Here is a 12,283-nt window from a genome sequence, read left to right as displayed (position 1 = left end):
CGATTAACCCTCGACACGCAGCATGTAGTAAGCCTTGTTGATCATCCCGCGATTCTCGGGAGTATCCTGGACTTCTACAGTGTGACCGATGCGACGCAGACCCAGACCCTTAACGCACAGTTTGTGGTTAGGGATGCGGCCGGTCATGCTTTTGATCAGCGTAACTTTAACGGTAGCCATGATCAGAAGATCTCCTTGACGCTTTTGCCACGCTTGGCGGCAATGGATTCAGGAGACTGCATAGCCTTCAGACCCTTGAAAGTGGCGTGAACCACGTTTACAGGGTTAGTCGAGCCGTAGCACTTGGCCAGAACGTTCTGAACGCCAGCAACTTCGAGAACGGCACGCATAGCGCCGCCAGCGATGATACCGGTACCTTCAGAAGCAGGCTGCATGTACACCTTCGAAGCGCCATGGGCGGACTTCATTGCGTACTGCAGGGTGGTGCCGTTCAGATCAACCTGGATCATGTTGCGGCGAGCAGCTTCCATTGCCTTCTGGATCGCAGCAGGCACTTCACGCGACTTGCCACGGCCGAAGCCAACACGCCCTTTACCATCACCAACCACGGTCAACGCGGTGAAAGTGAAGATACGGCCGCCTTTAACGGTTTTGGCTACGCGGTTAACTTGAACCAGCTTCTCGATGTAGCCTTCGTCGCGCTTTTGGTCGTTATTTGACATAACTTAGAACTCCAGCCCAGCTTCACGAGCAGCATCAGCCAGCGCTTTAACGCGGCCGTGGTACTTGAAGCCAGAGCGGTCGAAAGCCACCTGCGAGACGCCAGCGGCCTTAGCACGCGTAGCGACCAGCTGGCCAACCTTAGTGGCCGCGTCGATGTTGCCAGTGGCGCCATCACGCAGTTCTTTATCCAAAGTCGAGGCGCTTGCCAGGACTTTGTTGCCGTCGGCCGAAATGACCTGGGCGTAGATGTGCTGCGAAGAGCGGAACACGCAGAGACGCACGACTTCGAGTTCGTGCATTTTCAGGCGTGCTTTGCGAGCGCGACGCAGTCGAGTAACTTTTTTGTCGGTCATTTGCTATGCCCTACTTCTTCTTGGCTTCTTTACGACGGACGACTTCGTCCGCGTAGCGCACACCTTTGCCTTTGTACGGCTCTGGTGGACGGAAGTCGCGGATCTCGGCGGCCACTTGACCTACCAGCTGCTTGTCGATGCCCTTGATCAGGATATCGGTCTGGCTAGGAGTCTCAGCGGTGATGCCTTCCGGCAGTTCGTAATCCACTGGATGCGAGAAGCCAAGAGCCAGGTTCAGCACTGTGCCTTTTGCTTGCGCTTTGTAACCAACACCGACCAGCTGGAGCTTGCGCTCGAAGCCTTGGCTTACGCCTTGGACCATGTTGTTTACCAACGCACGAGTGGTACCAGCCATTGCGCGAGTTTGTTGATCGCCATTGCGAGCAGCGAAACGCAGCTCACCAGCTTCTTCAACGATCTCAACGGACGAATGGATGTTCAGTTCGAGAGTGCCCTTGGCACCCTTCACCGAAAGCTGTTGGCCTGCGAATTTTACTTCGACGCCGGCTGGCAGCTTAACGGGGTTCTTAGCGACGCGAGACATGCTTATCCCCCCTTAGAACACAGTGCAAAGAACTTCGCCGCCGACACCGGCAGCGCGCGCAGCACGATCAGTCATCACACCCTTGTTGGTGGAGACGATAGACACACCGAGACCGCCACGAACTTTTGGCAGATCATCGACGGACTTGTACTGACGCAGGCCTGGACGGCTAACGCGCTTCACTTCTTCGATAACCGGACGGCCTTCGAAATATTTCAGCTCGATAGACAGCAGTGGTTTGGTTTCGCTGCTGATCTGATAACCCGCGATGTAACCTTCGTCCTTCAGGACTTTGGCAACAGCTACCTTCAACGTGGAAGATGGCATGCTTACGACGGACTTTTCAGCCATCTGGGCATTACGGATTCGAGTTAGCATGTCCGCTAACGGGTCCTGCATACTCATGGGCTAGACGCTCCTAATACAGAAAAATTAGCCTTGCGGCTACTACGTGTCGCCGAGAATCTCCGGGTAAAAAAACACGGGCTCAGGCGAGCCGGGTATTCTAGACACACTCCGGAAATGAAACAAGCCCCAAAAGGGGCTTGTTCCAGATTCAAGGCCACCGGTGGTCAGGTTCTTGCGAACCTTCCCACCGAGACTTTGACAGTACTTACCAGCTGGCTTTAACCAGACCTGGTACGTCACCACGCATTGCCGCTTCACGCAGTTTGTTACGGCCGAGGCCGAACTTGCGGTAAACGCCGTGTGGACGACCGGTCAGGCGGCAGCGGTTACGCATGCGCGAAGCGCTTGCGTCACGTGGCTGCTTCTGCAGGGCTACTGTAGCTTCCCAACGCGCTTCTGGACTTGCGTTCAGATCAACGATGATAGCTTTCAGTGCTGCACGCTTCTTGGCGTACTTGGCAACCGTGAGCTGACGCTTCAGCTCGCGGTTTTTCATGCTCATCTTGGCCATGGTCCTACTCCAATCAGTTGCGGAACGGGAATTTGAACGCACGCAGCAGAGCGCGGCCTTCATCATCGTTCTTGGCAGTGGTGGTCAGGGTGATGTCCAGACCGCGGAGAGCATCGATCTTGTCGTAGTCGATTTCCGGGAAGATGATCTGCTCTTTCACGCCCATGCTGTAGTTACCACGACCATCGAAGGACTTGGCATTCAGGCCGCGGAAGTCGCGAACCCGAGGCAGGGAGATCGACAGCAGACGATCCAGGAACTCGTACATACGCTCACGGCGCAGGGTCACTTTGACGCCGATCGGCCAACCTTCACGGACTTTAAAGCCAGCGATGGATTTGCGAGCGTAGGTCACAACGACTTTCTGGCCGGTGATCTTTTCCAGGTCAGCAACAGCGTGCTCGATGACTTTTTTGTCGCCGATCGCTTCGCCCAGACCCATGTTCAGGGTGATTTTGGTAACGCGCGGAACTTCCATCACGTTCGAAAGCTTAAGTTCTTCCTTAAGTTTCGGAGCGATTTCCTTCCGGTAAATCTCTTTTAGTCGTGCCATGGTCTTCTACCTAGCAGTGTTCAAGCATCAACCGCTTTTTGGGTCGACTTGAAGACACGAATTTTCTTACCGTCTTCTACTTTGAAACCAACGCGGTCAGCCTTGTTGGTTTCGCCGTTGAAGATGGCTACGTTAGAAGCGTGCAGTGGCGCTTCTTTCTCGACGATACCGCCTTGTACGCCCGACATCGGGTTAGGCTTGGTATGACGCTTGACCAGGTTCAGACCACCAACAACCAGACGGTTGTCAGCAAGAACCTTCAGCACCTTACCGCGCTTACCTTTGTCTTTGCCGGCGATCACGATGATCTCGTCGTCACGACGAATCTTTTGCATGTCGGATCTCCTTACAGCACTTCTGGGGCGAGCGAGACGATCTTCATGAACTTCTCAGTACGAAGTTCACGGGTCACTGGCCCAAAGATACGGGTGCCGATCGGCTCTTGCTTGTTGTTCAGAAGAACAGCAGCGTTGCCATCAAAGCGGATAATGGAGCCATCAGCACGACGTACGCCGTGACGAGTGCGGACTACAACAGCAGTCATCACTTGGCCTTTTTTCACTTTACCGCGAGGAATTGCTTCCTTAACGGTAACCTTGATGATGTCACCGATACCAGCGTAACGACGATGGGAGCCACCCAGCACCTTGATGCACATAACGCGGCGAGCGCCGCTGTTATCGGCCACATCGAGCATGGATTGAGTCTGAATCATATAATTTCTCCGACCCCTAGTCCTTAGACTTCCACAGCGCGTTCGAGAACATCAACCAGCGCCCAAGACTTGGTCTTGGCCAAAGGACGAGTTTCACGAATAGTGACTTTGTCGCCGATGTGGCACTGATTGGTTTCGTCGTGCGCGTGCAGCTTAGTCGAACGCTTAACGTATTTACCGTAGATCGGGTGCTTAACGCGACGCTCGATCAGAACGGTGATGGTTTTGTCCATCTTGTCGCTGACAACACGGCCAGTCAGCGTACGGACAGTTTTTTCGGCTTCAGCCATGATTACTTACCTGCCTGCTGGTTGAGCACAGTCTTCACGCGAGCGATGTCACGCTTAACTTGCGAGAGCAGATGAGACTGCCCCAACTGGCCAGTTGCTTTCTGCATACGCAGATTGAACTGGTCGCGCAGCAGGCCGAGCAGTTGCTCGTTCAGCTGCTGTGCGGATTTTTCACGAAGTTCATTCGCTTTCATCACATCACCGTCCGTTTAACAAAGGAGGTGGCGAGCGGCAGCTTTGCAGCAGCCAGGGCGAAAGCCTCACGCGCCAGCTCTTCAGAAACACCCTCGATTTCATACAGGACTTTGCCTGGCTGAATCTGGGCAACCCAGTATTCCACGTTACCCTTACCTTTACCCATCCGAACCTCGAGAGGCTTTTTGGAGATCGGCTTGTCCGGGAATACACGGATCCAGATCTTGCCGCCACGTTTTACGTGACGGGTCAGAGCACGACGTGCTGACTCGATCTGACGAGCGGTGAGACGACCACGAGCTACAGACTTCAGCGCGAACTCGCCGAAGCTGACTTTGCTACCGCGCAATGCCAGGCCACGGTTGTGACCAGTCATTTGCTTGCGGAACTTCGTACGCTTTGGTTGCAACATTTGGCGTACCCCTTACTTAGCAGCTTTTTTACGAGGCGCTGGTGCTTGTGGTTTCAGTTCTTCTTGGCGACCACCAATTACTTCGCCTTTGAAGATCCAAACCTTTACACCGATCACACCGTAGGTGGTGTGAGCTTCGTAGTTGGCATAGTCGATGTCGGCACGCAGGGTGTGCAATGGCACACGACCTTCGCGATACCATTCAGTACGTGCGATTTCAGCACCGCCGAGACGACCGCTCACTTGGATTTTGATGCCTTTGGCACCAATGCGCATTGCGTTCTGTACAGCGCGCTTCATAGCGCGACGGAACATTACGCGACGCTCCAGCTGCTGAGCTACGCTCTGCGCAACCAGCATACCGTCGAGTTCCGGCTTGCGGATCTCTTCGATATTGATGTGCACAGGCACACCCATTTGCTTGGTCAGGTCCTGGCGCAGTTTCTCAACATCTTCACCTTTCTTCCCGATAACGATACCTGGACGAGCGGTGTGGATGGTGATACGTGCAGTTTGGGCCGGACGATGGATATCGATACGGCTTACGGACGCGCTTTTTAGTTTGTCTTGGAGATACTCACGCACCTTCAGATCTGCGAGCAAATAGTCCGCATAAGTCCGACCGTCTGCGTACCAGACGGAGGTGTGCTCCTTGACGATTCCCAGGCGAATGCCAATGGGATGTACTTTCTGACCCATCTCTTCGACTCCGTTACTTGTCAGCAACCTTGACAGTGATATGGCAAGACCGCTTGACGATGCGATCAGCACGGCCTTTGGCACGTGGCATGATGCGCTTCAGCGAACGCCCTTCGTTGACGAAAACGGTGCTGACCTTCAGGTCATCAACGTCTGCGCCTTCGTTATGCTCGGCGTTGGCTACGGCCGACTCCAGCACTTTCTTCATGATCTCGGCGGCTTTCTTACTGCTGAAAGCCAACAGGTTGAGCGCTTCGCCCACCTTCTTCCCGCGGATCTGGTCGGCGACCAAGCGGGCTTTCTGGGCGGAGATTCGAGCGCCCGACAACTTAGCGGCTACTTCCATTTCCTAACCCCTTAACGCTTGGCTTTCTTGTCTGCCACGTGCCCACGATAAGTGCGGGTACCGGCGAACTCGCCCAGTTTGTGGCCGACCATGTCTTCGTTAACGAGAACTGGGACGTGTTGACGACCGTTGTGTACTGCGATGGTCAGACCGACCATTTGTGGCAGGATCATCGAACGACGCGACCAGGTTTTCACCGGCTTGCGATCGTTCTTTTCCGTCGCCACTTCGATCTTCTTCAGTAGGTGAAGATCGATAAAAGGACCTTTTTTCAGAGAACGTGGCACTGTCGTATCCCTCTATTTACTTGCGACGACGGACGATCATTTTGTCGGTACGCTTATTACCACGAGTCTTCGCGCCCTTAGTCGGGAAGCCCCATGGCGATACCGGATGACGACCACCAGAGGTACGACCTTCACCACCACCATGTGGGTGGTCAACCGGGTTCATGGCAACACCACGAACGGTTGGGCGAACGCCACGCCAGCGTTTGGCACCAGCTTTACCCAGCGAACGCAGGCTGTGCTCGGAGTTCGAGACTTCGCCCAGGGTCGCGCGGCATTCAGCCAGCACTTTACGCATCTCACCAGAACGCAGACGCAGGGTCACGTAAACGCCTTCACGAGCGATCAGCTGAGCCGAAGCACCAGCGGAACGAGCGATCTGAGCGCCTTTACCTGGCTTCAATTCGATGCCGTGTACGGTGCTACCAACTGGAATGTTACGCAGTTGCAGAGCGTTACCTGGCTTGATTGGAGCCAGTGCGCCTGCGATCAGCTGGTCGCCAGCACTCACGCCTTTAGGGGCGATGATGTAGCGACGCTCGCCATCTGCGTACAGCAGCAGAGCGATGTGAGCAGTACGGTTTGGATCGTATTCGATACGCTCGACAGTGGCAGCGATGCCATCTTTGTCGTTGCGACGGAAGTCGACCAGACGATAATGCTGCTTATGACCACCACCGATGTGACGAGTGGTAATACGGCCATTGTTGTTACGACCACCAGACTTCGACTTCTTCTCGAGCAGCGGTGCGTGAGGAGCGCCTTTATGCAGCTCCTGGTTGACCACCTTGACCACAAAACGGCGGCCAGGGGAAGTCGGTTTGCATTTAACGATTGCCATGATGCACCCCTTCCTTACTCAGCACTGCTGCTGAAATCGAGATCTTGGCCTGGCTGAAGGGAGATAACTGCCTTCTTCCAGTCATTACGCTTGCCCAGACCGCGAGCAGTGCGCTTGCTCTTACCCAGAACATTCAGGGTAGTAACACGCTCTACTTTCACGCTGAACAGGCTTTCGACGGCCTTCTTGATTTCCAGCTTGGTTGCGTCAGTAGCAACCTTGAAAACGAACTGGCCTTTCTTGTCTGCCAGAACCGTAGCCTTCTCGGAAACGTGCGGGCCAAGCAGAACTTTAAATACGCGTTCCTGGTTCATCCCAGCAGCTCCTCGAATTTCTTCACGGCCGACACGGTGATCAACACCTTGTCGTATGCGATCAGACTAACTGGATCGGAACCTTGCACGTCACGTACATCTACGTGTGGCAGGTTACGAGCAGCCAGGTACAGGTTCTGATCAACAGCGTCCGACACGATCAGAACGTCGGTCAGGCTCATGTTGTTCAGTTTGCCCAGCAGGTCTTTGGTTTTCGGCGTTTCAACGGCGAAATCCTGAACCACGACCAGACGATCAGTACGCACCAGCTCAGCAAGGATGGAACGCATTGCTGCGCGATACATCTTCTTGTTCAGCTTCTGGGAGTGATCCTGAGGACGAGCTGCGAAAGTGGTACCGCCGCCACGCCAGATTGGGCTACGGATAGTACCGGCACGAGCACGGCCAGTACCTTTCTGACGCCATGGGCGCTTACCGCCACCACGAACGTCGGAACGGGTCTTTTGCTGCTTGGAACCCTGACGACCGCCAGCCATGTAGGCTACGACTGCTTGGTGAACCAGCGTCTCGTTGAATTCGCCGCCAAATGTCAGTTCGGAAACTTCGATCGCTTGAGCGTCATTTACATTTAATTGCATGTCAGCTTCCCCTTAACCGCGAGCCTTGGCTGCTGGACGTACAACCAAGTTGCCGCCAGTAGCGCCAGGAACAGCGCCCTTGACCAACAACAGATTGCGTTCAGCGTCCACGCGCACTACTTCGAGGGACTGCACGGTCACGCGCTCAGCGCCCATATGACCGGACATTTTTTTGCCCTTGAATACACGACCAGGAGTCTGGCACTGGCCGATAGAGCCTGGAACGCGGTGGGATACGGAGTTACCGTGGGTGTTATCTTGCCCGCGGAAATTCCAACGCTTGATCGTACCCTGGAAGCCTTTACCCTTGGACTGACCGGTTACATCAACCAGTTGACCAGCGGCGAAGATTTCAGCGTTGATCAGATCGCCGGCCTGGTACTCGCCTTCTTCAAGGCGGAATTCCATTACGGTACGACCAGCGGCAACGTTCGCTTTAGCGAAGTGGCCAGCCTGAGCTGCTGTTACACGCGAAGCACGACGCTCGCCGACAGTGACTTGCACTGCACGATAGCCATCGGTCTCTTCAGTTTTGAACTGGGTGACGCGATTCGGTTCGATCTCAATGACCGTGACCGGAATGGAGACACCTTCTTCGGTGAAAATACGGGTCATACCGCATTTACGACCGACTACACCAATAGTCATGTTGTAAACCTCATGAGTGTACGGGGCTTTCACCCGCTATGGCCGCCCATTTCAGAGCGTTACACGACTAAGACCGAGTCTTAGCCGAGGCTGATCTGCACTTCCACACCGGCCGCAAGATCAAGCTTCATAAGTGCATCAACGGTTTTATCCGTTGGCTGGACGATGTCCAGAACGCGCTTATGAGTACGGATCTCGTACTGGTCACGCGCGTCTTTGTTGACGTGCGGGGAGACCAGAACGGTGAACCGCTCTTTACGGGTAGGCAGTGGAATTGGACCACGCACTTGAGCACCAGTACGTTTCGCGGTTTCCACGATTTCCTGGGTGGATTGGTCGATCAGGCGATGGTCAAAAGCCTTCAACCTGATACGGATTTGCTGATTTTGCATTGGATTTCAGACTCCGGCTGCTATTCCCACCGAGCGCAATACGCCCGTTAAAAGGAGGCGCAATTCTATAGACGCCCCAGATAGGTGTCAACCCAATAAAAAAGGCCCCCGCTGAGCGGGGGCCTTTTCAAAACATCAAAGCTGTCTCGGTGAGGAGATTACTCGATGATTTTAGCTACAACGCCAGCACCAACGGTACGGCCGCCTTCACGGATAGCGAAGCGCAGACCGTCTTCCATTGCGATGGTTTTGATCAGGGTAACAGTCATCTGAATGTTGTCACCTGGCATTACCATTTCAACGCCTTCTGGCAGCTCGCAGTTACCGGTCACGTCAGTAGTACGGAAGTAGAACTGTGGACGGTAGCCTTTGAAGAACGGAGTGTGACGGCCGCCTTCTTCCTTGCTCAGAACGTAAACTTCTGCGGTGAACTTGGTGTGCGGCTTAACCGAACCTGGCTTAACCAGAACCTGACCACGCTCAACGTCGTCACGCTTGGTGCCACGCAGCAGAACGCCGCAGTTCTCGCCAGCACGACCTTCGTCGAGCAGCTTGCGGAACATCTCAACACCGGTGCAGGTGGTGGTGGTGGTGTCACGCAGACCAACGATTTCCAGTGCATCTTGAACGCGAACGATACCGCGCTCGATACGACCAGTCACAACAGTACCACGACCCGAGATCGAGAATACGTCTTCGATTGGCATCAGGAATGGCTTGTCGATAGCACGCTCTGGCTCTGGGATGTAGGTATCCAGAGTTTCAACCAGCTTACGAACGGCAGTGGTGCCCATTTCGTTGTCGTCTTTGCCTTCCAGCGCCATACGAGCAGAACCGATGATGATCGGAGTGTCGTCGCCTGGGAAGTCATAGGTGGACAGCAGGTCGCGAACTTCCATCTCAACCAGTTCCAGCAGCTCAGCGTCGTCTACCAGGTCAGCCTTGTTCAGGAAAACCACGATGTACGGAACGCCTACCTGACGGGACAGCAGGATGTGCTCACGGGTTTGTGGCATCGGACCATCAGCGGCCGAGCAAACCAGGATCGCGCCGTCCATCTGGGCAGCACCAGTGATCATGTTCTTCACGTAGTCAGCGTGACCTGGGCAGTCAACGTGAGCGTAGTGACGAATGTTCGAGTTGTACTCGACGTGCGCGGTGTTGATGGTGATACCACGAGCTTTTTCTTCTGGAGCGCTGTCGATCTTGTCGAATTCAACTACGGCCGAACCGAAAACTTCGGAGCAGACGCGAGTCAGAGCAGCGGTCAGAGTGGTTTTACCGTGGTCAACGTGGCCGATGGTGCCAACGTTTACGTGCGGTAGGGAACGATCAAATTTTTCTTTAGCCACGACAATTAACTCCTTGCCTAAAGGACTGAATCAGCCTTGTTTTTTGGTAACGGTTTCGACGATGTGCGACGGAGCCGTATTGTATTTTTTGAATTCCATAGAGTAGCTTGCGCGACCCTGGGACATCGAACGAACGTCGGTCGCATAACCGAACATCTCGCCCAACGGAACTTCAGCACGGATAACCTTACCGGAAACCGTATCTTCCATACCCAGAATCATGCCGCGACGACGGTTCAGGTCGCCCATCACGTCACCCATATAGTCTTCAGGCGTAACAACCTCTACCGCCATGATCGGCTCGAGCAACTCACCACCGCCCTTCTGGGCCAGTTGCTTGGTCGCCATGGAAGCAGCCACCTTAAACGCCATCTCGTTCGAGTCGACGTCGTGGTAAGAACCATCAAACACGGTAGCCTTCAGGCCGATCAGCGGATAGCCGGCAACTACGCCGTTCTTCATCTGCTCTTCGATACCCTTCTGGATAGCCGGGATGTATTCCTTAGGAACCACACCACCCACTACTTCGTTCACGAATTGCAGACCTTCCTGACCTTCGTCAGCAGGAGCAAAACGGATCCAGCAGTGACCGAACTGGCCACGACCGCCGGACTGACGAACGAACTTGCCTTCGATTTCGCAATTCTTCGTGATGCGCTCACGATACGAAACTTGAGGCTTACCGATGTTGGCTTCGACGTTGAACTCACGGCGCATCCGGTCAACCAGGATGTCCAGGTGCAACTCGCCCATGCCGGAGATGATCGTTTGACCAGTCTCTTCATCAGTTTTGACGCGGAAAGACGGGTCTTCCTGAGCAAGTTTGCCCAGAGCGATACCCATTTTTTCCTGGTCATCCTTGGTCTTAGGCTCTACGGCAACCGAAATAACCGGCTCCGGGAAGTCCATGCGAACCAGGATGATTGGCTTGTCAGCGTTGCAGAGGGTTTCACCAGTGGTGACGTCCTTCATGCCGATCAGGGCCGCGATGTCGCCAGCGCGTACTTCCTTGATCTCTTCACGGGCGTTTGCGTGCATTTGCACCATACGACCCACGCGCTCTTTCTTGCCTTTAACCGAGTTGATCACGCCGTCGCCGGAGGCCAACACGCCCGAGTAAACGCGGACGAAGGTCAAGGTACCCACGAATGGGTCGGTAGCGATCTTGAACGCCAGAGCCGAGAACGGCTCGTTGTCGTCTGCATGACGCTCCATCATTTCTTCCTCGTTATCAGGGTTGGAACCCTTGATAGCAGGAATGTCGACTGGAGCCGGCAGGTAGTCGATAACGGCGTCGAGAACCAGGGGAACACCCTTGTTCTTGAACGAAGAACCGCAAACAGCCAGGACGATTTCGCCAGCGATAGTACGCTGACGCAGAGCGGCCTTGATTTCCTCGATGGTGAGCTCTTCACCTTCCAGGTACTTGTTCATCAGCTCTTCGCTGGCTTCGGCCGCGGCCTCTACCATGTTGCTGCGCCACTCTTCAGCCAGTTCCTGCAGTTCAGCAGGGATGGCTTCGCGACGTGGAGTCATGCCCTTGTCAGCATCGTTCCAGTAAACCGCTTCCATGGTCATCAGATCGATCTGACCCTGGAAGTTGTCTTCGGAACCGATAGCCAACTGGATCGGCACCGGAGTGTGACCCAGACGCTGCTTGATCTGAGCGATCACGCGCAGGAAGTTCGCGCCGGCACGGTCCATCTTGTTCACGTAAACGATACGTGGAACACCGTACTTGTTGGCTTGACGCCATACGGTTTCGGACTGCGGCTCAACGCCGGAAGTACCACAGAACACAACGACAGCGCCGTCGAGTACACGCAGGGAACGCTCAACTTCAATGGTGAAGTCTACGTGGCCCGGGGTATCGATGACGTTGAAGCGGTATTGGTCTTTGTGCTGCTTCGCAGAACCCTGCCAGAAGGCGGTAATAGCAGCAGAAGTAATGGTAATACCACGCTCCTGCTCCTGAACCATCCAGTCAGTGGTCGCAGCGCCGTCATGCACTTCGCCCATCTTGTGGCTTTTGCCAGTGTAAAAAAGGACGCGCTCGGTGGTGGTGGTTTTACCAGCATCCACGTGAGCAACGATACCAATGTTACGGTAGCGGTTAATCGGTGTAGTACGAGCCATAAAG

Annotated in this window: 22 protein-coding genes; all 22 read right to left on the bottom strand. The window is 54.6% G+C overall.

The features are described 5' to 3' along the window. Nucleotides 1-3: 3 nt before the first annotated feature. Nucleotides 4-180: a 50S ribosomal protein L30 gene (gene rpmD / locus ACM6I6_RS29250; protein WP_003176408.1), complete on the bottom strand. Its 177-nt coding sequence runs from the start codon at nucleotides 178-180 to the stop codon at nucleotides 4-6. A 2-nt stretch (nucleotides 181-182) separates the two neighbouring features. Beyond that, complete coding sequence (rpsE, locus tag ACM6I6_RS29245) at nucleotides 183-683, bottom strand: 30S ribosomal protein S5 (RefSeq protein WP_003186035.1); 501 nt, start codon at nucleotides 681-683, stop codon at nucleotides 183-185. A 3-nt stretch (nucleotides 684-686) separates the two neighbouring features. Continuing rightward, complete coding sequence (rplR, locus tag ACM6I6_RS29240; RefSeq protein ID WP_003186037.1) at nucleotides 687-1,037, bottom strand: 50S ribosomal protein L18; 351 nt, start codon at nucleotides 1,035-1,037, stop codon at nucleotides 687-689. 10 nt (nucleotides 1,038-1,047) lie between these two features. Beyond that, entirely contained in the window at nucleotides 1,048-1,581 is a 534-nt protein-coding gene (gene rplF / locus ACM6I6_RS29235) for a 50S ribosomal protein L6 (protein WP_003176412.1), read from the bottom strand. 12 nt (nucleotides 1,582-1,593) lie between these two features. Further along, on the bottom strand, nucleotides 1,594-1,986 hold the full coding sequence (gene rpsH, locus ACM6I6_RS29230; protein WP_008065722.1) for a 30S ribosomal protein S8: 393 nt from the start codon (nucleotides 1,984-1,986) through the stop codon (nucleotides 1,594-1,596). A gap of 208 nt (nucleotides 1,987-2,194) precedes the next feature. Then, nucleotides 2,195-2,500, bottom strand: a complete 306-nt coding sequence (gene rpsN / locus ACM6I6_RS29225; protein ID WP_003176414.1) for a 30S ribosomal protein S14 — start codon at nucleotides 2,498-2,500, stop codon at nucleotides 2,195-2,197. A gap of 13 nt (nucleotides 2,501-2,513) precedes the next feature. After that, the gene (gene rplE / locus ACM6I6_RS29220) at nucleotides 2,514-3,053 is read right to left on the bottom strand and encodes a 50S ribosomal protein L5 (RefSeq protein ID WP_003210069.1); all 540 of its coding nucleotides are present in this window, start codon (nucleotides 3,051-3,053) and stop codon (nucleotides 2,514-2,516) included. Nucleotides 3,054-3,073: 20 nt separating this feature from the next. Further along, nucleotides 3,074-3,388: a 50S ribosomal protein L24 gene (gene rplX / locus ACM6I6_RS29215; protein ID WP_003186046.1), complete on the bottom strand. Its 315-nt coding sequence runs from the start codon at nucleotides 3,386-3,388 to the stop codon at nucleotides 3,074-3,076. A gap of 11 nt (nucleotides 3,389-3,399) precedes the next feature. After that, nucleotides 3,400-3,768 (bottom strand): 50S ribosomal protein L14, encoded by a 369-nt coding sequence (rplN, locus tag ACM6I6_RS29210; protein WP_002555479.1) that lies wholly within the window; start codon nucleotides 3,766-3,768, stop codon nucleotides 3,400-3,402. 23 nt (nucleotides 3,769-3,791) lie between these two features. Continuing rightward, nucleotides 3,792-4,058 carry a 30S ribosomal protein S17 gene (gene rpsQ / locus ACM6I6_RS29205; RefSeq protein ID WP_003176419.1) on the bottom strand — a complete coding sequence of 89 codons (267 nt, stop codon included), beginning with the start codon at nucleotides 4,056-4,058 and terminating at the stop codon, nucleotides 3,792-3,794. Nucleotides 4,059-4,060: 2 nt separating this feature from the next. Next, nucleotides 4,061-4,252: a 50S ribosomal protein L29 gene (gene rpmC / locus ACM6I6_RS29200; RefSeq protein ID WP_002555481.1), complete on the bottom strand. Its 192-nt coding sequence runs from the start codon at nucleotides 4,250-4,252 to the stop codon at nucleotides 4,061-4,063. Beyond that, the gene (gene rplP / locus ACM6I6_RS29195) at nucleotides 4,252-4,665 is read right to left on the bottom strand and encodes a 50S ribosomal protein L16 (RefSeq protein ID WP_003228729.1); all 414 of its coding nucleotides are present in this window, start codon (nucleotides 4,663-4,665) and stop codon (nucleotides 4,252-4,254) included. The genes rpmC and rplP overlap by 1 nt, the downstream gene beginning before the upstream one ends. A 12-nt stretch (nucleotides 4,666-4,677) precedes the next feature. Beyond that, a complete protein-coding gene (gene rpsC, locus ACM6I6_RS29190) occupies nucleotides 4,678-5,364 on the bottom strand; it encodes a 30S ribosomal protein S3 (RefSeq protein WP_008065719.1) in 687 nt (228 codons plus the stop codon). Nucleotides 5,365-5,377: 13 nt separating this feature from the next. Then, a complete protein-coding gene (gene rplV / locus ACM6I6_RS29185) occupies nucleotides 5,378-5,710 on the bottom strand; it encodes a 50S ribosomal protein L22 (RefSeq protein ID WP_003103908.1) in 333 nt (110 codons plus the stop codon). 11 nt (nucleotides 5,711-5,721) lie between these two features. Then, nucleotides 5,722-5,997 (bottom strand): 30S ribosomal protein S19, encoded by a 276-nt coding sequence (rpsS, locus tag ACM6I6_RS29180; RefSeq protein WP_119138201.1) that lies wholly within the window; start codon nucleotides 5,995-5,997, stop codon nucleotides 5,722-5,724. Nucleotides 5,998-6,013: 16 nt separating this feature from the next. Then, nucleotides 6,014-6,838 carry a 50S ribosomal protein L2 gene (gene rplB / locus ACM6I6_RS29175; RefSeq protein WP_003186055.1) on the bottom strand — a complete coding sequence of 275 codons (825 nt, stop codon included), beginning with the start codon at nucleotides 6,836-6,838 and terminating at the stop codon, nucleotides 6,014-6,016. A 14-nt stretch (nucleotides 6,839-6,852) separates the two neighbouring features. Further along, nucleotides 6,853-7,152 carry a 50S ribosomal protein L23 gene (gene rplW / locus ACM6I6_RS29170; protein ID WP_002555488.1) on the bottom strand — a complete coding sequence of 100 codons (300 nt, stop codon included), beginning with the start codon at nucleotides 7,150-7,152 and terminating at the stop codon, nucleotides 6,853-6,855. Then, nucleotides 7,149-7,751, bottom strand: a complete 603-nt coding sequence (gene rplD / locus ACM6I6_RS29165; protein ID WP_003228735.1) for a 50S ribosomal protein L4 — start codon at nucleotides 7,749-7,751, stop codon at nucleotides 7,149-7,151. The genes rplW and rplD overlap by 4 nt, the downstream gene beginning before the upstream one ends. 12 nt (nucleotides 7,752-7,763) lie before the next feature. After that, complete coding sequence (rplC, locus tag ACM6I6_RS29160; protein WP_003186059.1) at nucleotides 7,764-8,399, bottom strand: 50S ribosomal protein L3; 636 nt, start codon at nucleotides 8,397-8,399, stop codon at nucleotides 7,764-7,766. Between the two features lie 80 nt (nucleotides 8,400-8,479). Continuing rightward, the gene (gene rpsJ, locus ACM6I6_RS29155; RefSeq protein WP_003186070.1) at nucleotides 8,480-8,791 is read right to left on the bottom strand and encodes a 30S ribosomal protein S10; all 312 of its coding nucleotides are present in this window, start codon (nucleotides 8,789-8,791) and stop codon (nucleotides 8,480-8,482) included. 158 nt (nucleotides 8,792-8,949) lie between these two features. Next, nucleotides 8,950-10,143: an elongation factor Tu gene (tuf, locus tag ACM6I6_RS29150; protein ID WP_008065716.1), complete on the bottom strand. Its 1,194-nt coding sequence runs from the start codon at nucleotides 10,141-10,143 to the stop codon at nucleotides 8,950-8,952. A gap of 30 nt (nucleotides 10,144-10,173) precedes the next feature. Then, the gene (gene fusA / locus ACM6I6_RS29145; protein ID WP_034148075.1) at nucleotides 10,174-12,279 is read right to left on the bottom strand and encodes an elongation factor G; all 2,106 of its coding nucleotides are present in this window, start codon (nucleotides 12,277-12,279) and stop codon (nucleotides 10,174-10,176) included. Nucleotides 12,280-12,283 lie beyond the last annotated feature (4 nt).

This window comes from Pseudomonas sp. IT-P218 (assembly GCF_949767605.1).
Taxonomy (GTDB): Bacteria; Pseudomonadota; Gammaproteobacteria; order Pseudomonadales; family Pseudomonadaceae; genus Aquipseudomonas; species Aquipseudomonas putida_AE.
The sequence above is the reverse complement of the archived record's forward strand: the minus strand, read 5'-3'. Positions and strand labels throughout refer to the sequence as shown.